Here is a 19,180-nt window from a genome sequence, read left to right on the forward strand (position 1 = left end):
CACCGCCCGGTCCACTTCTGTGTTATGAGATGATCTCCGACATGCAATGAGACGTCCATGCGCTATTCCCGGGAACACAAGCAGGAAACCCACGACCGGATCGTGAAGAAGGCCTCGGTGCGGCTGCGTGAAAAGGGCGCCCACGGCATTGGCGTCGCCGACCTCATGAAGGAGGCGGGCCTGACCCATGGCGGCTTCTACGCGCATTTCGATTCCCGCGAGGCGCTGGTGATCGAGGCGTTTGCCTACGCGATGGACCGCTCGATGGAGCATTGGCGCAAGATCACCGGCGAGGCCTCGCCCGAGAAGCGCCTGGCGCTGATTGCGGAGGCCTATCTGTCGGCGTTGCATCGCGACAATCCCGGCCATGGCTGCTCGATTCCTGCGCTGGGCGCGGAGATCGCCCGCGAGAGCCCGAAGACTCGTAAAGCCTTTGCCGGCAAGCTCGACGAGATGATCGAGATGATGACCGACTACGTCCCGAACCAGCCGCGCAAAGCGGCGCGCAAGCAGGCGATCGCGACGCTGGCGACGATGGCCGGCACCATGCTGCTCGCGCGCATCGCCGGCTCCAGCGAGTTGTCCGACGAGGTGCTGAAGGCGGGCCGCGACAGCGCGCTCGAGAGCGCGAAGCGTGAGCCGAAGGCGGCGGCCGCGAAGAAGGCGAAGCAGAACTAGGCGAGATGTCTTGGCGTGAGTTAGCAAGCAATTGCGCGAAGCGCATTCGCTTGGCGTAACCGCCACTGTGTTCGTCCGCGGAGGACGGAAGAGGTGGGTTACGCCTTCGGCTAACCCGCCCACGAGACCGCGTTCACCGCCCCGCAAACAGCGCCCGCTCGCGTTCCACGATCTCGCCGATGTAATCCGCCACGGCCCTGATCCGCGCCAGGTCCTTGCTGTCGGCATGCATCAGCATCCAGAACGTCCGCGTGATCGAGATTTCCTCGGGCAGCACGGCCTTGAGCTGCGGATAGTCGCTCGCCATGAAATGCGGTAGCACGGCGATACCGAAGCCGGAGAGGGTGGCGTTGAGCTGCGCGATCAGATTGGCGCTGCGGAAGCGCGCGGAGATCCGCGGTGACACCTGCGGCAGATAGTCGAGCTCCGGCGTGAACAAGAGCTCCTCGATGTAGCCGACGAAGCGATGCTGCACCAGATCCTGCCGGGAGATGATCTCTGGGAAGCGGTCGAGATAGGCGGGGGCGGCATAGAGCCCGAGGCGGTAGTCGAGCAGCTTGCGGCCGACGATGCGGCCTTCCTTCGGCATGGTCAGGCTGATCGCGATGTCGGCCTCGCGCTTGGAGAGGCTGAACAGCCGCGCGGTGGCCACAAGTTGTAGATCGAGATCGGGGTACCGGTCTGCGAACGGCGCCAGCCGCGGCGCCAGGAACGCGGTGCCGAAGCCATCAGGGGCGCCGATCCGCACCGTTCCGGTCAGCCGCGCCACAGAGCCGCCGACCTGCTCCTGGTTGGCGACGATGGTCGATTCCATCGCTTCGGCGCTATCGGCGACGCGCTGACCGGCCTCGGTGAGGAGGTAGCCGGTCTTGCGCCGGTCAAACAGCTTGGCCGAGAGGTGCTTTTCGAGCCGGTCGACGCGGCGGATCACCGTGGCATGGTCGACGCCGAGCTGTTTTGCCGCAGCCGAGACCGAGCCGCCCCGCACGATGGCCAGCACGAAGCGAAAGTCGTCCCAGTCGATAGCGCCTTGATCCGGCATTTTCGCACATCTATGGTGCATTATCTCAGACTTGAATCCTATAAAATGCAGGTCAATAGGATTTGTCAAAGCGACCACGCTCGGCCTGTAGGAGACCATTCCATGCGTTCAATCGGACATTTCATCGGTGGCAAGGAGGTCAAGGGCACCTCTGGCCGCACTGCCGACGTTTTCGAGCCGATGACCGGCGACGTGCAGGCCAAGGTGGCGCTGGCGTCCAAGGCCGAGGTCCGTGCCGCCGTCGAGAACGCGCGCGCCGCACAGCCGGAATGGGCTGCGACCAATCCGCAGCGCCGCGCCCGCGTCATGATGAAGTTCCTGGAGCTGATCCAGCGCGACTACGACAAGCTCGCCGAGCTGCTCGCGCGCGAGCACGGCAAGACCGTGCCCGACGCCAAGGGCGACATCCAGCGCGGCCTCGAGGTCGTCGAGTTCGCCTGCGGCATCCCGCACCTGATGAAGGGCGAATACACGGAAGGAGCGGGCCCCGGCATCGACATCTATTCCATGCGCCAGGCGCTCGGCGTCGTCGCCGGCATCACGCCGTTCAACTTCCCGGCGATGATCCCGATGTGGAAGTTCGCTCCCGCCATCGCCTGCGGCAACGCCTTCATCCTCAAGCCGTCCGAGCGCGATCCCGGCGTGCCGATGAAGCTCGCCGAGCTCATGATCGAGGCGGGCCTGCCTGCCGGCATCCTCAACGTCGTCAACGGCGACAAGGAAGCGGTCGACGCCATCCTCGACGATCCCGACATCAAGGCCGTCGGCTTCGTCGGCTCGACGCCGATCGCGCAATACATCTACGAGCGCGCGGCTCAGACCGGCAAGCGCTGCCAATGCTTCGGCGGCGCCAAGAACCACGCCATCGTCATGCCCGACGCCGACATGGACCAGGCCGTCGATGCGCTGATCGGCGCCGGCTACGGCTCGGCCGGCGAGCGCTGCATGGCGGTCTCCGTCGCCGTGCCCGTCGGCAAGTCCACCGCCGACCGTCTCATGGAAAAGCTGATCCCGCGCGTCGAGTCGCTCAAGATCGGCACCTCGATCGATCCGTCCGCCGATTACGGTCCGCTGGTCACGCGCGAGGCGGTCGAGAAGGTGAAGAGCTACATCGACATCGGCATCAAGGAAGGCGCAACCCTCGCCGTCGACGGCCGCGGCTTCAAGATGCAGGGCTACGAGAACGGCTTCTATCTCGGCGGTTCGCTGTTCGACAACGTCACCAAGGACATGCGGATCTACAAGGAAGAGATCTTTGGTCCAGTGCTCTCGGTCGTGCGCGCGCACGACTACAAGGAAGCGCTGGCGCTGCCGTCCGACCATGACTACGGCAACGGCGTTGCCATCTTCACCCGCGACGGCGACGCCGCGCGCGACTTCGCGGCCAAGGTCAACGTCGGCATGGTCGGCATCAACGTGCCGATCCCGGTGCCGATCGCTTACTACACCTTCGGCGGCTGGAAGAAGTCGGGCTTCGGCGATCTCAACCAGCACGGCCCGGATTCGGTCCGCTTCTACACCAAGACCAAGACGGTGACCTCGCGTTGGCCGTCCGGCGTCAAGGAAGGTGCGGAGTTCTCGATCCCACTGATGAAGTAATCTCCTCAGCCGTCATTGCGAGGAGCCCTTGCGACGAAGCAATCCAGACTATCTCTGCGGTGGGATGCTGGATTGCTTCTGCGCTCGCAATGACGATGGAGTGAAAGGGTAGGCGGCGGCGTGCAGTTCGCTCTGAACGAGGATCAGGTTGCGGTTCGCGACATGGCGTTGGCGTTTGCGGCGGAGAAGATCGCGCCGCATGCGCTGCGCTGGGACGAGGAGAAGCATTTCCCCGTCGACGTGATGCGCGAGGCGGCAATGCTCGGCATGGGCGGCATTTACATCCGCGACGACGTCGGCGGCTCGGCGATGTCGCGGTTCGACGCGGCGCTGATCTTCGAGGCGCTGGCGACGGGCTGCCCGACCACCTCGGCCTTCATCTCCATCCACAACATGGCGAGCTGGATGATCGATGCCTTCGGCAACGACACCCAGCGCCATCAATGGTTGCCGAAGCTCTGCACCATGGAGCTGATCGCGAGCTATTGCCTGACCGAGCCCGGCGCCGGCTCGGACGCGGCAGCGCTCCGCACCCGCGCGGTGCGCGACGGCGACCATTACGTGCTCAACGGCCAGAAGCAGTTCATCTCCGGCGCCGGCGGCACCGACCTGCTGGTGGCGATGGTCCGGACCGGCGGCGATGGCCCCGGTGGCATCTCGACGCTCGTCATCGACGGCAAGACGCCCGGCGTCTCCTTCGGCGCCAACGAGCGCAAGATGGGCTGGAACGCGCAGCCGACCCGCGCCGTCATGTTCGAGAACGCCCGCGTGCCTGTTACCAACCGCTTGAGCGAAGAGGGCGTCGGCTTCAAGATCGCGATGGCCGGCCTCGACGGCGGCCGCCTCAACATCACGGCTTGCTCGCTCGGCGGCGCGCAGGCCGCGCTCGACAAGGCCCGCGCCTACATGAAGGAACGCAAGGCGTTCGGAAAGCGCCTCAACGAATTTCAGGCGCTGCAGTTCCGTCTCGCCGACATGGCGATCGAGCTGGAGGCCGCGCGCACCTTCCTGTGGCGTGCTGCGGCGGCGCTCGACCGCAAGGACCCCGACGCCACAATGCTGTGCGCGATGGCAAAACGCTTCGGCACCGATGTCGGCTTCGAGGTCGCCAACCACGCGCTTCAGCTGCACGGCGGCTACGGGTACTTGAGCGAATACGGCATCGAGAAGATCGTGCGCGATCTGCGCGTGCACCAGATCCTCGAAGGCACCAATGAAATCATGCGGCTCATCGTGGCGCGCAAACTGATCGAGGGCGCGCGATGAGTGGCGTGGAAGAGGGCGATCTGGTCGCCCGCGTCGAGGGCGCCGCTGGCATCATCAGGCTGAACCGTCCCAAGGCGATCAACGCCGTGACGCTGGAGATGTTTCGCGACATCGAGAAGGCGCTCGACCGCTTCGAGGCCGATCCCGCCGTTGCCTTGATCCTGCTGGAGGGCGCCGGCGAGCGCGGCCTCTGCGCCGGCGGCGACATCCGCACGCTCTGGGAGAGCTCGAAGGCTGGTGGCGACCTCGGCAAGATCCTGTGGCGCGAGGAATACATCCTCAATGCCCGCATCAAGAAATTCCCAAAACCCTATGTTGCCTTCATGGACGGCATCGTGATGGGCGGCGGCGTGGGCCTTTCGGCGCATGCCAGTCATCGCGTGGTCACCGACCGGACCAAGCTGGCGATGCCCGAAGTCGGGCTCGGCTTCTTTCCTGATGTCGGCGGCACCTATCTGCTGTCGCGCTCGCCCGGCGAGATCGGCACCTATTTTGGCCTGACCGGCCAGACCATGAACGGGCCGGACGCGATCCACGCCAAATTTGCCGATTGGGTCGTGCCTGCAGCGAAGCTGCCCGAGCTGCGCGAAGCGCTGACGATGGTTCGTCCCGGTGCGACCGCCGCCGAGGTCGGAAAGCTGATCGACGGTTTTGCAACCGGCGAGACGGCGGGGCCGGTCGCGGCAAAGGAGCCGGCGATCGACGCGCTGTTCGGCTTTGACCGCATGGAAGACATCGTCGCTGCGCTCAAGCGCGATGGTTCCGACTTCGCCCAGGCCACGCTGAAGACGCTCAACGAAAAATCGCCGCGCGGCATGGTGGTGACGCTGAAGCTGCTGCGCCTCGCGCGCAAATCGTCGAGCCTGGAGGAGTGCCTGGTGCGCGAATATCGCGCCGCGCTGGAGGTCTTCCGCAGCGACGATTTCCGCGAAGGCGTCCGCGCCGCCGTGATCGACAAGGACCGCAACCCGACCTGGTCGCCGCCGCGGATCGAGGATGTGACGCCGGACATGCTTGCGCCGTATCTCGCCGAGATCGGCGTGGACGAGCTGAAGTTCAACTAATCAACGCTACAGCGGAGGAAACGACAATGGCCACGATCGCATTCATCGGTCTCGGCAACATGGGCGGCCCGATGGCCGCCAACCTCGTCAAGGCCGGCCACAAGGTGGTCGCGTTCGATCTCGTCGAGGCCTCCCGCAACCAGGCCAGGGCCGACGGCGCCAGCATCGCCGACAGCTCCGCAGGTGCGGTGAAGGGCGCCGATGTCGTGGTCACCATGCTGCCGGCCGGCAAGCACGTGCTTGGCGTCTGGAACGAGGTCGTGCCTGCCATGGCCAAGGGCGCGCTGATCATCGATAGCTCCACCATCGATGTCGAAAGCGCGCGCCAGGCGCATGCACTGGCCGCCAGGAATGGCGTGCTCTCGGTCGATGCGCCGGTCTCCGGCGGCACCGGCGGCGCCAAGGGGGCGACGCTCACCTTCATGTGCGGCGGTGACGACAAGGCATTTGCGGCGGCTAAGCCCGTGCTCGAGAACATGGGCAAGAAGATCGTGCATTGCGGCGGCGCCGGCGCGGGGCAGGCGGCAAAAATCTGCAACAACATGATCCTGGGCATTTCCATGATCGCGGTCAGCGAGGCCTTTGCGCTCGGTGAGAAGCTCGGGCTCTCGCACCAGGCGCTGTTCGACGTCGCCTCGACCTCGTCGGGTCAGTGCTGGTCGCTGACCACCTATTGCCCGGTTCCCGGACCGGTGCCGACCTCGCCGGCCAACAACGATTACAAGCCGGGCTTCGCCTCGGCGCTGATGGTGAAGGACCTGACGCTGGCGCAGGACGCCGCCAAGGCGGCGGGCGCGGCCACGCCGCTCGGCAAGCATGCACAGGAGATCTATCAGTCTTTCGAAGCAGCCGGGCAGGGCGGGGTGGATTTTTCCGGAATTATCAAGCACGTTAGAGCACTGGCCGGAAAATAGCCTTCGCTTGGTGCCCGGATGAAGCGAAGCGAAATCCGGGACGGCTCTTTCAATCGGCGCGACCGGCCTTCGGATTGCGCTTCGCTCCATCCGGGCGACGCTCCATGTTCAATTCGACGGGCCCGGACACCATGACGACATTTCAGGACGCCCGCGCGTTTCTGCTGGCCAATCGGACGGATTACGAGACAGCGGTCAAAGGCTTCCGCTGGCCCGATCCGGCTCCCTTCAACTGGGCGCTCGACTGGTTCGACGCCGAGCTCGCGGCCAATGCGGACAGCAAGGACCGTCCCGCGCTCTGGATTGTAGACGGGGCGCAGGACAAACAGACGAAACTGTCTTTTGCGGCGCTGTCGCGCCGCTCCAACCGGGTCGCGAACTTCCTCCGCGCGCAGGGCTTGAGGCGCGGCGATCATCTTCTGCTGCTGCTCGGCAATGTAGTTCCGTTGTGGGAGACGATGCTCGCCGCTATGAAGCTCGGCGTCGTCGTTATTCCCGCAACCACGCTGCTCACCGCCGACGAACTGCGTGACCGGCTCGATCGCGGCAAGGCGAGGGCGGTCGTCGCGGCGCAGGATCAGGTGGCAAAATTCGCAAGCTTAGGTGCCGACAATGTCGTCCGCATCGTCGTCGGTGCGACTTCGGATGGCTGGCTCGCCTATGACGAAGCGGCGAAGGCGCCCGAAAGCTTCACGCCCGACGGTCCGACCCAAGCCGACGACCCGATGCTGCTCTATTTCACCTCGGGCACCACGGCAAAACCAAAGCTCGTCCGGCATAGCCAGCGCAGCTACCCGGTCGGTCATCTCTCGACGATGTACTGGATCGGCCTGAAGCCCGGCGATGTCCATCTCAACATCTCCTCGCCCGGGTGGGCCAAGCATGCCTGGAGCTGCTTCTTCGCGCCGTGGAACGCGGGCGCCACCGTGTTCGTGGTCAACCAGCCGCGCTTCGATGCCAAGGCCCTGCTCGCCACCATCGGCCGCTGCGGCGTCACCACGCTGTGCGCGCCGCCGACGGTGTGGCGGCTGTTCATCCAGGAGAACCTCGCCTCGTTCAAGGTGGCGTTGCGCGAAGTTTGCGGCGCCGGCGAGCCGCTCAATCCTGAAGTGATCGACCAGGTGCAGGCTGCCTGGGGCCTCACCATCCGCGACGGCTACGGCCAGACCGAGACCACCGCGCTCGCCGGCAACTCGCCGGGGCAAAAGATCAAGGTCGGCTCGATGGGCCGGCCGCTGCCGGGCTATCGTGTCCAGATCAGCGATGCCGACGGCAATCCCGCGAAGGAAGGGGAGGTGACGCTCGTGCTGGGCGATGACCGTCCAGCCGGCCTGATGCAGGGTTATCAGGGCGACGAGGGCAAATTGTCCGGCGCTGAAGGCGCGCTCTATCGCAGCGGCGACGTCGTGTTCGAAGACGCGGACGGCTATCTCACCTTCGTCGGCCGCTCCGACGACGTGTTCAAATCCTCCGACTATCGCATCAGCCCGTTCGAGCTGGAGAGCGTGCTGCTCGAGCATGAACTCGTCGCCGAAGCCGCGGTGGTGCCGAGCCCCGATCCGATCCGGCTCGCGGTCCCCAAGGCCTTCGTGCTGCTGATTTCGGGCGCGGAACGTTCGCCGGAAACCGCGCTGTCCATCTTCAAGCACCTGCACACGCGCCTGGCGCCGTTCAAGCGCATCCGCCGCCTCGAAATCGTCACCGAGCTGCCGAAGACGATCTCTGGCAAAATCCGTCGCGTACAGCTACGACGGCTGGAACGCGACGATGATCGGAGCGATCCGCTGCGCGGCCGGGAATTCCGCGAGGAGGATTTTCCAGAGCTGCCGACAACACGGAGTGAGACCTAAGTGAACGAAGTCTGGAAGAAGCCGCCGATTGCGCTCGAGGCCTATCAGGCCATGGTCGGCAAGGAGATCGGCGTGTCCTCATGGCACCTGATCGACCAGCCCCGCATCGACACCTATGCCGACGTGATCGAGGATCACCAGTTCATCCACGTCGATCCGGAACGCGCGAAGAAGGAGACCGCCTTCGGCACCACCATCGCGCACGGCTTTCTCACGATGTCGCTGCTGTCGATCATGTCCTATGAGGTGATGCCCGTGATCGCCGGCACCACGATGGGCGTGAATTACGGCTTCGACAAGCTGCGCTTCATCTCGCCGGTGCGCTCCGGCAAGCGCGTCCGCGGCCGTTTCGTGCTGGCGGAAGCGAAGCTGCGCAAGCCCAATGAGCTGCAGTCCCGCACCAACGTCACGGTCGAGATCGAGGGCGAGGACAAGCCCGCGCTGGTCGCCGACTGGCTCGGCCTGATCTATTTCGCCTGACCTGAGGCATCGTTGCCGGGCTTGACCCGGCAACCCATCGCTGCTCAAAAAGCGACCCACTGGGTTTCACCCTCTCCCCTTGTGGGAGAGGGTGGCTTCGCGAAGCGAAGCCGGGTGAGGGGTATCTCTCCGCGAGCTCCGCTTTTGACAGATACCCTCATCCGGCGCTTCGCGCCACCTTGTCCCGCAAGGGGAGAAGGAAGAAAGGAAACGCACTCATGGCAATCAGGTTCGACGGACGCGTCGCTATCGTCACCGGCGCAGGCAATGGTCTCGGACGCGCGCATGCGCTGGGGCTTGCCAGCCGCGGCGCCAAGGTCGTGGTCAACGATTTCGGCGGCGCGCGCGACGGCACCGGCGGCTCGCTGTCGCCGGCGGAGGCCGTGGTCGAGGAGATCCGCAAGGCCGGCGGCACCGCGATGGCCGACGGCGCCGACGTCTCCAGTTTCGAGCAGGTCACCGCCATGGTCGAGCGCGCCACGAGGGAGTGGGGCAGCGTTGACCTCTTGTGCGCCAATGCCGGCATCCTGCGCGACAAGTCGTTCGCCAAAATGGAAGCCGCCGATTTCCAGAAGGTGCTCGACGTGCATCTCGTCGGCACGTTCTATTGCTGCAAGGCGGCCTGGGCCGGCATGCGCGACCGCAATTACGGCCGCATCGTGCTGACGACATCGTCCTCGGGCCTCTACGGCAATTTCGGCCAGGCCAATTACGGCGCGGCGAAGTCGGGCATGGTCGGACTGATGAACGTCCTGGCCGAGGAAGGACGCAAGAACAACATCCGCGTCAACATCATCTCGCCGACGGCGGCGACCCGCATGACCGAGGAGCTGCTGCCGCCGCAGGCGCTGCAGCTGATGAAGCCGAACGCGATCACGCCGGCGGTCGAGTACATGCTGAGTGAGGACGCTCCGACCCGTACCATCATGGGCGCTGGTGCCGGCTCCTTCGCCGTGATCAAGATCGTGGAGAGCGAAGGCATCAACCTGCCGGAGAGTGAGTGGACGCCGGACGCGATCGCCGCGCATTTCGCCGAGATCAGCGACATGTCGAAGGCGAGGGCTCTGCTGGGCGCCTTCGAGCAGACGCAGAAATACGTCGCGCAGGCCGCGGCGCGGGCGGGGATCAAGCTCTGACTGACGCGGCCGTCATCGGTGCCGGTCCCGCCGGGCTGATGGCGGCGGAGGTGCTGGCGCAAGGCGGTGCCCGAGTCACCGTCTATGACGCCATGCCGTCGGCAGGCCGCAAATTCCTCATGGCGGGCCGCGGGGGGCTCAACCTCACCCACAGCGAGCCGCTGCCCCAGTTCATGACGCGCTATCGCGAAGCGGCACCGAGGCTGCAAGCCGCGATCGAGGCATTTTCACCCGACGCGTTGCGGGCCTGGAGCGAGGCCTTGGGCGAGCCGACTTTTGTCGGCAGCAGCGGGCGGGTGTTTCCCAAGGCGTTCAAGGCGTCTCCGCTGCTGCGCGCCTGGTTGCGGCGGCTCGATGCCGCCGGCGTGCAATTCGCCTTTCGTCATCGCTGGAGCGGCTGGGACGGCGAAGGGCGGCTGCTGTTTCGAACACCAGATGGCGCATCGGCCGCAGACGTTTGCGGCACCGTGCTCGCGCTCGGGGGCGCAAGCTGGCCACGTCTGGGTTCGGATGGCGGCTGGGTCGACATCCTCGCGGCAAAAGGCGTTGCCATCTCAAAACTGCGGCCGGCCAATTCCGGCTTCACGGTCGCATGGTCCGATCTCTTCCGCGACCGGTTCGAAGGGCAGCCGCTCAAGGGCGTGGCGCTGACGATCGGCGCACACACGGTGCGCGGCGAAGCCATGATCACCCGCAGCGGCATCGAAGGGGGAGCGATCTACGCGCTCTCGGCGGAGCTGCGCGAGGCGGTGCTCGGGCTCGGGCAGGCGACTCTGACCATCGCGTTGCGGCCCGACCTCGACGCCGCCGCACTGACCAGGCGGCTGTCAGGCACGCGCGGCAAGCAGTCGCTGGCGAACTTCCTGCGCAAAGCGGCACAACTGTCGCCAGTCGGCATCGGCCTGATGCAGGAGGCGGCCATTGCGTCGGGCCGGTCGCTAGCGGCGTTGTCGCCGGCCGAACTGGCGCAGCTGATCAATGCCATTCCGCTTCAGCTCACCGGCACAGCCCCGCTCGATCGCGCCATCTCGACCGCGGGCGGGATCGCCATCGACGAGCTCGACGAGCACTTCATGCTGAGCAAATTGCCCGGCGTGTTCGCCGCCGGCGAGATGCTGGACTGGGAGGCGCCAACCGGCGGCTATCTATTGCAGGCCTCGTTTGCGACGGGCGTCTCGGCGGGCACGGGTGCGCTGGAGTGGCTAAAGCGCTAACCACCGTCATTGCGAGCGTAGCGAAGCAATCCAGAATCCCTCCGCGGAAGCTGGATTGCTTGTGCGCCAGGCAAGCTGGCGTGGTCCAACCGGTGGAAGTCCGGTCCGGGTAAGCGGTAGCGAGCGCCCGGTAGTGAGTGTTGCGTGGCCGTCGGCAACGGCGGCTGCGAAGCGTACACAACGATGCTGTGGGGTGGGCTATTGAGCCGCGAAAGACAGAAACTCGCAGAGGCCGAGCCGGTAAGCAACGTCGAAGGCAACATGTGCGGCGCCGTTATGCGAGGCGCTGACGCTCTGCCGTGGTCGAAGACCCCATCACGCAGCAAAGGACCGCGTCGGAACCTGGGAGGTCCCGCATCTGACCGATGGCAACATGCCCCCAAGGTCCGCATCGGGAAGGCGAGGAGCCAAAGCCGATGACGAACGGATGCGGGAAGTCGGAGGCGGCCGTAGTAGCGTCGAAGCCTGCGAACGAAGCGGAGCGATCCGCGGAGGAGTTGGTGGAGCGAAGGGCCGCGACCAAGGGGAATGCGGACCAGCAAAGCACGCCCCGGACGCCGAGCCGGACAAGCGTGACACAGGCGTTGGAACGCATACGGCGAACTGCAAGGGAAAGGAAGAAGGAGAGGTTCACTGCGCTGCTTCACCACATCACGCCTGAACTGCTCGAGGCGGAGTTCTTCGCGCTGAAGAAGCATGCCGCGCCGGGTGTGGACGGAATGATGTGGCGGGACTACGAGCAAGACCTCAAGGCCAATCTTGAGGACCTGCATGCTCGTGTTCACCGGGGAGCGTACCGGCCGCAGCCGTCGCGGCGGGTCCATATCCCGAAGCAGGATGGGCGGCAGCGACCGCTGGCGATTGCGTCCCTCGAGGACAAGATCGTTCAGCGGGCAACCGCTACGGTGCTCAACGCGATCTACGAGGAGGACTTCCTCGGGTTCTCGTATGGGTTCCGGCCCGGGCGCAGCGCGCACGATGCGATGGATGCGCTGCTGGTCGGAATCGAGAGCCGGCGGGTGAACTTCATTGTTGACGCCGATATCCGCTCGTTCTTCGACATGGTGGACCAGGAATGGCTCATCCGCTTCGTCGAACATCGGACCGGCGACCAGCGTATCATCCGTCTGATCCGCAAATGGCTCAAGGCGGGTGTTCTCGAAGAAGGAACGGTCAGGGTCAGCGAACAGGGGACGGCACAAGGCGGTGATCTCGCCGCTGCTTGCCAACATCTACCTGCACTATGCCCTCGATCTGTGGGCCGAACGCTTCAGACGGCGCGAGGCCGCGGGTGACATGATCATCGTGCGCTACGCTGACGACTTCATCGTCGGCTTCGAGCATGAGAATGAGGCCCGGCACTTCCTCGAAGAATTGCGCAAACGGCTGCAGGAGTTCGCGCTGTCACTGCACCCTGAGAAAACCCGGCTGATCGAGTTCGGACGTCATGCGGAGGACAACCGCAGGCGGCGCGGGCTCGGCAAGCCGGAGACCTTCAACTTCCTCGGCTTCACCTTCATCTGCAGCCGATCCAAGCAAGGCAAGTTCCAGATCAGGCGCAAGTCTCGCAAAGACCGCATGCGGGCGAAACTGCAAGCCGTGAAGCAGGGAATGCGACGGCGTATGCACCAGTCGGTGCTCGAACAGGGCAAATGGCTGCGGCAGGTCGTTACCGGGTACTTCAACTACCACGCGGTACCGACCAACAGCCGAGCGCTCAGCGCCTTCCGCTACTTCGTCACCGAACAATGGAGGCGGATGCTTCGGCGCCGCAGCCAGACTGACGGGACCACGTGGCAGCGGGTCGCGCGGCTTGCCTCCGACTTGCTCCCCAAGCCACAAATCCTCCATCCTTGGCCCCGAACACGCTTCACCGCTACTCACCCGAGGTGGGAGCCGTATGCGGGAAAGCCGCACGTACGGATCTGTGCGGGGGGGCGCCCAGCAATGAGCGTCCCTACCGCGACCGTCGCAAGAGCTCCTCGCAATGACGGTTGGGAGAGATGCGCCGCCTATCTCAGAAATCGTTGGTGGGCAAAGGCGAAGCGCCGTGCCCAGGGCGGACAAGTCGCTTTGCCTGCCCTACGGCACCGCCGCCTACCGCAGCTTCCCGCGCGCAGCCACCGGCAGCGTGCCGATGATCTCCTCGCCGCGCACCATCACCACCTCGTCCATCATGTTGACGACGACGCAGACGTGGTTCGGCACGATGCGGACGACATCGCCGACATTGGGTCGCGTGTTGCTGCGGGAGAGGTCGAGGAAGCCGTGCTCCTCGGCGAACTTCGCGATTCTAGCCTCGGGGTGCTCCAGGATCAGGCCGTGGCCGTCGAGACCGCCGGTGTCCGTGGTCAGAGTCTTCGAGCCGGCATCCAGAATGCCGCGCTCGGGTGCGGCGCGGCTCACCACGGTCGAATAGATGTACAGCGCGCAATCGTCCCAGGTGGCGGAGCCGGCCGCGACCTGCATGCGGTCGTTGTAGATGTAGGTGCCGAAGCGGTGCTCGGTGCCGCCCTTGAGCTTGCCGATGTTGACGAGGTTCGGCGTGCCGCCGGTCGAGACGATCTTTGCATCCAGCCCATGCGCGCGCACGCCGGCCAGCGCCTCGTCGTAGAATTTCTGCGCGTCCGCCCAGCCGGTCTCGGTCGGATAGAGCATGAAGCCCGCGAATTGAAGCCCCTTGGACGCGGCGATCTCGCGTGCCAGCGCGATCGCCTCGCCGGGCGTCTCGACGCCGGCGCGCTTGCGGCCCGTGTCGCACTCGACCACGACCGAGAGCGGACGGCCGGACGCCGCAGCCGCCTTCGGCAGGCCGGCGACGACGGTCGAGTTGTCGGCAGCGACCGTCATGTTGGTGCTGGCATTCAGCGCGCCGAGACGCGCCATCTTTTCCTCGCCCAGCAGGTTGTAGCTGATCAGGATGTCGTCGATGCCGGCATTGGCCATGATCTCGGCCTCGCCGATCTTCTGGCAGGTGATGCCCTTGGCGCCGGCCGCGACCTGCATCTTCGCAATCGTTGGGTTCTTGTGCGTCTTGATGTGCGGACGGTTGGCGATGCCGGCGTCGTCGCAGGCCTTCTGGATCCGCGCGATGTTGCGCTCGACCCTGTCCATGTCGATGACGGCGCAGGGCGTGCCGTATTCGCGGGCGATCTTGGCGGCGAGGGGAGTGGTCATGGGAGTCTCTTAGTTGGCGCGCATTCCGATTGCAAAACCGGTACCTACTTTTGCGGAATACGCGCTAGGCCTGTTCTATCTCTTCGCGGAGCATTTCAAGTTCGAGCCAGCGCTCTTCGGCGGCGGACAGTTCTTCGTGCGCCTTGGCGATCGCGGCCGATGCCGCGTCGAATTTCTTGCGATCCTTGGCATAGAGGTTGGGATCGTCCAGCACGCGCTGCAATTTTGCAATATCGGCGTGAAGGGTCTCCATCTTCTTCGGCAACGTTTCCAGCGCGTGCTTCTCGTTGAAGCTGAGCTTGCGCTTCGGCGCGGACGAAGGAGCAGCGCCGCGCTCTTCCTTCTTTTCCACAGCCGGTTGCGCCTTCGCCGTCTCGCGCTTCAGGTCCGCGCCGCGCTGGCTCAGCATGTCGCTGTAGCCGCCGGCATACTCGATCCACTTGCCGTCGCCTTCGGGTGCGATCACGGAGGTGACGATGCGGTCGAGGAAGTCGCGGTCATGGCTGATCAGGATGACGGTGCCTTCGTAATCGCCGAGCATCTCCTCGAGCACGTCGAGCGTCTCGAGGTCGAGATCGTTGGTCGGCTCGTCCAGCACCACAAGGTTCGACGGTTTCGCCAGTGCGCGTGCCAGCATCAGCCGGCCGCGCTCGCCGCCGGAGAGCACCTCCACCGGCGTGCCGCGCTGCTCCTGCGCGAACAGGAAGTCCTTCATGTAGCCGACCACATGCTTCGGCTTGCCGCCGACCATGATTTGGTCGCCACGTCCGCCGGTCAGCGCCTCGGCCAGTGTCGACTTGGGATCGAGGCTTTCCCGGTGCTGGTCGAGCGTGGCCGTCTCCAGATTGGCACCCAGCCGCACGGTACCGGAATCGGGCTCCGCGCCGCCGGTGAGGAGATTGACCAGCGTGGTCTTGCCGGCGCCATTCGGGCCGATGATGCCAAGCCGGTCGCCGCGCTGGATGCGCGTCGAGAAATTCTCGACGATTTTCCTCTCGCCGTAGGCCTTGGTGATGCCCTTGGCTTCGATTACCAGCTTGCCGGATTGTTCCGCCTCCGCCGCCGCGAGACTGGCGGTGCCGGCGGTGCCGCGATAGTTGCGGCGCTGGTCGCGCAGCGCATGCAGATTGGCGAGCCGCTTGACGTTGCGCTTGCGCCGGCCGGAGACGCCGTGGCGCAGCCAGTGCTCCTCGTCGACGATCTTGCGGTCGAGCTTGTGCTGGTCGCGCTCTTCTTCCGCGAGCACCTCGTCGCGCCAGCTCTCGAACGAGGCAAAGCCGCGATCGATCTGCTTGATCCTGCCGCGGTCGAGCCATGCCGTGGAGCGCGAGAGATTGGTCAGGAAGCGGCGGTCGTGGCTGATCAGCACCAGCGCGCTACGGCGGCTGTCGAGCTCCTGTTCCAGCCACTCGATGGTGGAGAGGTCGAGATGGTTGGTGGGCTCGTCCAGCAGCAGGATATCGGGCGAGGGCGCCAGCACGCAGGCGAGCGCGGCGCGACGCGCCTCGCCGCCGGAGAGATTGTGCGGGCTCTCCTCGCCGGTGAGGCCAAGCTGCTCGAGGAGGTAGCGCGCCTGGTGATGGTCGTCACCAGGCGCAAGGCCCGCCTCGACATAGGCGAGCGTGGTCTTGTGGTCGCCGAAGTCGGGCTCCTGCGGCAAATAGCGGACGGTCGCGCCGGGCTGCACGAACCGCGTGCCGCCGTCGGGCTCGACAAGGCCCGCCGCGATTCTGAGCAGCGTCGACTTGCCCGAGCCGTTGCGGCCGATCAGGCAGACGCGCTCGCCTGGCGCGACATTGAGCTCGACACCCGACAGCAGCGGCGTGCCGCCAAAAGTCAGCCTGATGTCTTTCAATTGGATCAGCGGCGGCGCCATGATCAGCTCTGGCTCGTGGCGGCTTGGTCGGCGCGGCGGCGCTGGATCCGGCGCAGCGTCTGGTCCAGCGCGGAGAGGAAGGCGGAGCGGTCGCGCGGCGCGAACGAGCGAGGACCGCCGGTGACTTCGCCCGCCGAGCGCAGATCCGTCATCAGATTGCGCACCGCCAGCGTCATGCCGATAGACTCTTCCGTGAACGGCTTGCCGTTCGGGGCGATCACATCGGCTCCTCGCTTGACGCAGCGGCTCGCCAGCGGAATGTCCGATGTCACGACGACGTCGCCGGGCCTGGCCCGCTCCGCGATCCAGTCATCGGCCGCGTCCATGCCGCTACCTGCGGCGATCCGCTCGATCAGAGGATCGTGGGGCACGCGGATAAAATTGCCGGCGACCACGCTTACGGGCACGCCGTGCCGGATCGCGACGCGGTAGATCTCGTCCTTCACCGGGCAGGCGTCGGCGTCGACATAGATGCGGGTAGGGGTCTCGGTCATTCCGCCGCGTGGTACCCCATTCGGGCCGCAAAGGCGAGGGGATTGACCGTTGTTCCCCGCGGCCTACGATTGGCCCTGAAACAACAAGAATTTGGGGAAAGGCCCACATGCCGAACCGGCTCGAAACCTACCGCGTCGAGGCCTACAACACCGCAAAACAGTCCGAGAACAGGATGCACGACGACACGGTGGCCCGCCGCTTCGGCTTCAAGGGCGGGCTGGTCCCGGGCGTCGACGTGTTCGCCTACATGATGCATGTGCCGCTGGCCCGCTGGGGCCGCGATTTCCTGTCACGCGGGCTGGTTGAGGCCCGCTTCATCAAACCGGTCTACGACGGTGAGGCCGCAGACATCGACGCGACCGAGCACAACGGCCTGCTCACGATCGAGGTGTTCAGCCGCACCGAACTGTGCGCGACGGGGACGGCCTCACTGCCTGCGGCCGTGCCCGCGGTTTTGCTGAGCGATTATGTCGAGGTCCCGGCGATCGCCGAGCGCAAGCCGGTCGGCCCCGCCACCTTCGAGACCGGCAAGTGGCTCGGAACGGCGCCGCGCCGCTGGGCCGGGCAGGCGGCGACAGAGTATCTCGCTGACATCAGGGAATCCAACCCGGTCTTCGCGAGCGAGGGCCTCGGCCATCCCGGCCTGATCCAGCGGGTCATGAACTGCGTCCTCGTCGACAACACCATTCTGGGCCCGTGGATCCACGTCGGCAGCCGCATGCAGCTCTTGTCGGCCGTGCGCGCTGGCGACGAGATCACCGCACGGGCCAAGGTGACCGCGAACTACGAGAAGAAGGGCCACCGCTTCGTCGAGCTGGACGCGCTGGTCGTCGCCAACGGCACCACGCCGCTGGCGCATTGCCAACACGCTGCGATCTACCAGCCGCGCGAGCAGGCGGCGGCCTGAACATCAGTTGAGGTTTCCTTGCGTGCCCTCGTTTGTTTCGGAACAGCACTCCTTTTATCGCTCCATGCGCATTGCGTCGTGCATGCCGCCGCACCGGCGCCCGATGGCGTCTCACTCAGCGAGCAGACGACGACGTGGAGCACCGTCAGGTTCGCCGTCGATGCGGAGAATGGCTTTGTCAGCGGGTCGCTCGACAAAAGCGTGATCGTCGAACACAGTTTCAGATCGTACGTGCTTGAGAACCGATATCTGAAGGTAACGCTCGTGCCCGAATTCGGAGGGCGTATTCTTTCCATGGTCTACAAGCCGACTGGCCACGAGCAGCTTTATCGAACGGAAGTCGGAGTGCCCTACGGCATGAAGGCCGGAAATTTCTACTACGACTGGTTGATGGTGTACGGTGGGATATTCCCAACGTTCCCGGATGCCGAGCACGGCAAGACCTGGCTGAAGCCGTGGGCCTTTCGGGTGGTGAAGGAGGGCGCCGACGAAGTCACGGTCGTGATGTCGTTCCAGGATGACTTCGACTATTCCGCGCGCCCGGGAAAGTTCAGGGGGGCGACCGGCATAGAGGCGAACTACTACGTTACGCTGAAAGCCGATCGTGCCGCACTCGATGCGCGCGTGGTGCTGAAGAATCCGCACGACGAGGCTGTCCAGTACGAGTACTGGACGTGCACGACGCTCGCTCCGGGATCGGAGCCGAAAAATCCCAGGGCAACGGGCGGCGCCGAAATCATCGCGCCGATCCGAACTTACACGACGCCTGCCTGGTCGACCGGTCTGGCAGACGGCGACGAGAGCGCGGGTATGGGCAAGCGGCGCTTTGAAAAGCTGCGCTACTTCAAGAATTGGCCGACGATGGGCATCGCCTATGCTGCACCAGATATGCAGGGCGAGAATTTCTGGGGCGTCATCAACCATGACAATGCAGAAGGAATTATTCGCATTGCGGACAATACCCTCACGCGGGGCTTGAAAATGTGGACGTGGGGATATCCGTCGCTCACCGGCGAAACCGATGCCCGGAAGGATCCGAACGAGTGGCGGCCATATGTCGAATTATGGGCGGGCGTGTCGGACCAGTTTTTCCACAGCACAGATTTTCCCGCACGCAGTGAGGTGTCCATTCCGGAAACCTACAGCCCGACCGTCGGCATGAGCAACGTGACGCATGCAAACGAGGAAATCCTGATCAATTTCTCCGCCGGGGCGTCTCGCGCAATTGTCGAGTTCTTCAGCATCGAACCGGCCATCCCGTTGCTTGTCACGTTGAAACAGGGGGATACGGCTCTGTTCAGCGGGGTCGTGAGCGCCGACCCGAACAACGGAAATCGCGTTTCGGCGGCGATTGCCGACGGCCGCAGCGGGGAAAAGATAAGGCTAACGATCACGACCGCGGACGGAAAAGAGTTGATCGCCGCCGAAACGGCGGTCAAGTGATCTCTTTCGAAATGCCAGTCGAAGCCGCCGGCGTTGCCA

At 65.0% G+C, this 19,180-nt stretch carries 16 protein-coding genes and 1 pseudogene; 12 read left to right on the top strand and 5 right to left on the bottom strand.

Going from position 1 to position 19,180, the window contains the following annotated elements; translation table 11 throughout:
• Positions 1-57: 57 nt before the first annotated feature.
• A complete protein-coding gene (locus tag ACNJYB_RS17030) occupies positions 58-678 on the top strand; it encodes a TetR/AcrR family transcriptional regulator (RefSeq protein ID WP_439374993.1) in 621 nt (206 codons plus the stop codon).
• Positions 679-811: 133 nt separating this feature from the next.
• On the opposite strand, the gene ACNJYB_RS17035 is transcribed toward ACNJYB_RS17030, so the two are convergent.
• On the bottom strand, positions 812-1,720 hold the full coding sequence (locus ACNJYB_RS17035; protein ID WP_439374994.1) for a LysR family transcriptional regulator: 909 nt from the start codon (positions 1,718-1,720) through the stop codon (positions 812-814).
• A 102-nt stretch (positions 1,721-1,822) separates the two neighbouring features.
• On the opposite strand from ACNJYB_RS17035, the gene ACNJYB_RS17040 reads away from it, so the two are divergent.
• The 9 genes and pseudogenes from ACNJYB_RS17040 to ACNJYB_RS17080 all read left to right on the top strand — a co-directional run.
• A complete protein-coding gene (locus ACNJYB_RS17040) occupies positions 1,823-3,319 on the top strand; it encodes a CoA-acylating methylmalonate-semialdehyde dehydrogenase (protein WP_439374995.1) in 1,497 nt (498 codons plus the stop codon).
• A 120-nt stretch (positions 3,320-3,439) separates the two neighbouring features.
• Positions 3,440-4,585 (top strand): isobutyryl-CoA dehydrogenase, encoded by a 1,146-nt coding sequence (locus tag ACNJYB_RS17045; protein WP_439374996.1) that lies wholly within the window; start codon positions 3,440-3,442, stop codon positions 4,583-4,585.
• Complete coding sequence (locus ACNJYB_RS17050; RefSeq protein ID WP_439374997.1) at positions 4,582-5,649, top strand: enoyl-CoA hydratase/isomerase family protein; 1,068 nt, start codon at positions 4,582-4,584, stop codon at positions 5,647-5,649. Before ACNJYB_RS17045 ends, ACNJYB_RS17050 begins: the two co-directional genes overlap by 4 nt.
• 26 nt (positions 5,650-5,675) lie before the next feature.
• Positions 5,676-6,563 (top strand): 3-hydroxyisobutyrate dehydrogenase, encoded by an 888-nt coding sequence (gene mmsB, locus ACNJYB_RS17055; protein ID WP_439374998.1) that lies wholly within the window; start codon positions 5,676-5,678, stop codon positions 6,561-6,563.
• 131 nt (positions 6,564-6,694) lie between these two features.
• The gene (locus ACNJYB_RS17060; RefSeq protein ID WP_439375580.1) at positions 6,695-8,413 is read left to right on the top strand and encodes an AMP-binding protein; all 1,719 of its coding nucleotides are present in this window, start codon (positions 6,695-6,697) and stop codon (positions 8,411-8,413) included.
• Positions 8,414-8,893 carry a MaoC family dehydratase gene (locus tag ACNJYB_RS17065; protein WP_027543107.1) on the top strand — a complete coding sequence of 160 codons (480 nt, stop codon included), beginning with the start codon at positions 8,414-8,416 and terminating at the stop codon, positions 8,891-8,893.
• Positions 8,894-9,111: 218 nt separating this feature from the next.
• Complete coding sequence (locus ACNJYB_RS17070) at positions 9,112-10,029, top strand: SDR family NAD(P)-dependent oxidoreductase (protein ID WP_439374999.1); 918 nt, start codon at positions 9,112-9,114, stop codon at positions 10,027-10,029.
• A 38-nt stretch (positions 10,030-10,067) separates the two neighbouring features.
• Positions 10,068-11,243 (top strand): NAD(P)/FAD-dependent oxidoreductase, encoded by a 1,176-nt coding sequence (locus ACNJYB_RS17075; protein ID WP_439375000.1) that lies wholly within the window; start codon positions 10,068-10,070, stop codon positions 11,241-11,243.
• A gap of 722 nt (positions 11,244-11,965) precedes the next feature.
• Positions 11,966-12,701: pseudogene (locus ACNJYB_RS17080) on the top strand (reverse transcriptase domain-containing protein); the annotation flags it as partial.
• Here ACNJYB_RS17080 and ACNJYB_RS17085 read toward each other — a convergent pair.
• The 4 genes from ACNJYB_RS17085 to ACNJYB_RS17100 all read right to left on the bottom strand — a co-directional run bounded on the left by ACNJYB_RS17085 (position 12,648) and on the right by ACNJYB_RS17100 (position 16,790).
• Positions 12,648-13,094, bottom strand: coding sequence for a hypothetical protein (locus ACNJYB_RS17085; protein ID WP_439375001.1), 447 nt, complete (start codon positions 13,092-13,094; stop codon positions 12,648-12,650). The pseudogene ACNJYB_RS17080 and the gene ACNJYB_RS17085 overlap by 54 nt on opposite strands.
• Before the next feature lie 246 nt (positions 13,095-13,340).
• A complete protein-coding gene (locus ACNJYB_RS17090) occupies positions 13,341-14,420 on the bottom strand; it encodes a D-TA family PLP-dependent enzyme (protein WP_439375002.1) in 1,080 nt (359 codons plus the stop codon).
• Between the two features lie 64 nt (positions 14,421-14,484).
• Entirely contained in the window at positions 14,485-16,296 is a 1,812-nt protein-coding gene (locus ACNJYB_RS17095) for an ABC-F family ATP-binding cassette domain-containing protein (protein ID WP_439375003.1), read from the bottom strand.
• Positions 16,297-16,298: 2 nt separating this feature from the next.
• Positions 16,299-16,790, bottom strand: a complete 492-nt coding sequence (locus ACNJYB_RS17100; protein WP_439375004.1) for a YaiI/YqxD family protein — start codon at positions 16,788-16,790, stop codon at positions 16,299-16,301.
• Between the two features lie 107 nt (positions 16,791-16,897).
• On the opposite strand from ACNJYB_RS17100, the gene ACNJYB_RS17105 reads away from it, so the two are divergent.
• The gene (locus ACNJYB_RS17105) at positions 16,898-17,698 is read left to right on the top strand and encodes a hypothetical protein (protein WP_439375005.1); all 801 of its coding nucleotides are present in this window, start codon (positions 16,898-16,900) and stop codon (positions 17,696-17,698) included.
• Between the two features lie 18 nt (positions 17,699-17,716).
• The gene (locus ACNJYB_RS17110; protein WP_439375006.1) at positions 17,717-19,141 is read left to right on the top strand and encodes a DUF5107 domain-containing protein; all 1,425 of its coding nucleotides are present in this window, start codon (positions 17,717-17,719) and stop codon (positions 19,139-19,141) included.
• Positions 19,142-19,180 lie beyond the last annotated feature (39 nt).

It is taken from the genome of Bradyrhizobium sp. SMVTL-02, assembly GCF_051853005.1.
Classification (GTDB): domain Bacteria; phylum Pseudomonadota; class Alphaproteobacteria; order Rhizobiales; family Xanthobacteraceae; genus Bradyrhizobium.

What these genes read in the sequence shown, in the direction of transcription:
- ACNJYB_RS17100 (WP_439375004.1), bottom strand. Translation starts at nt 16,790, where the DNA reads ATGACCGAGACCCCTACCCGCATCTATGTCGACGCCGACGCCTGCCCG.
- ACNJYB_RS17105 (WP_439375005.1), top strand. Translation starts at nt 16,898, where the DNA reads ATGCCGAACCGGCTCGAAACCTACCGCGTCGAGGCCTACAACACCGCA.
- ACNJYB_RS17075 (WP_439375000.1), top strand. Translation starts at nt 10,068, where the DNA reads ATGGCGGCGGAGGTGCTGGCGCAAGGCGGTGCCCGAGTCACCGTCTAT.
- ACNJYB_RS17030 (WP_439374993.1), top strand. Translation starts at nt 58, where the DNA reads ATGCGCTATTCCCGGGAACACAAGCAGGAAACCCACGACCGGATCGTG.
- ACNJYB_RS17060 (WP_439375580.1), top strand. Translation starts at nt 6,695, where the DNA reads ATGACGACATTTCAGGACGCCCGCGCGTTTCTGCTGGCCAATCGGACG.
- ACNJYB_RS17085 (WP_439375001.1), bottom strand. Translation starts at nt 13,094, where the DNA reads ATGGAGGATTTGTGGCTTGGGGAGCAAGTCGGAGGCAAGCCGCGCGAC.
- ACNJYB_RS17070 (WP_439374999.1), top strand. Translation starts at nt 9,112, where the DNA reads ATGGCAATCAGGTTCGACGGACGCGTCGCTATCGTCACCGGCGCAGGC.
- ACNJYB_RS17090 (WP_439375002.1), bottom strand. Translation starts at nt 14,420, where the DNA reads ATGACCACTCCCCTCGCCGCCAAGATCGCCCGCGAATACGGCACGCCC.
- ACNJYB_RS17040 (WP_439374995.1), top strand. Translation starts at nt 1,823, where the DNA reads ATGCGTTCAATCGGACATTTCATCGGTGGCAAGGAGGTCAAGGGCACC.
- ACNJYB_RS17035 (WP_439374994.1), bottom strand. Translation starts at nt 1,720, where the DNA reads ATGCCGGATCAAGGCGCTATCGACTGGGACGACTTTCGCTTCGTGCTG.
- ACNJYB_RS17095 (WP_439375003.1), bottom strand. Translation starts at nt 16,296, where the DNA reads ATGGCGCCGCCGCTGATCCAATTGAAAGACATCAGGCTGACTTTTGGC.
- mmsB (WP_439374998.1), top strand. Translation starts at nt 5,676, where the DNA reads ATGGCCACGATCGCATTCATCGGTCTCGGCAACATGGGCGGCCCGATG.
- ACNJYB_RS17050 (WP_439374997.1), top strand. Translation starts at nt 4,582, where the DNA reads ATGAGTGGCGTGGAAGAGGGCGATCTGGTCGCCCGCGTCGAGGGCGCC.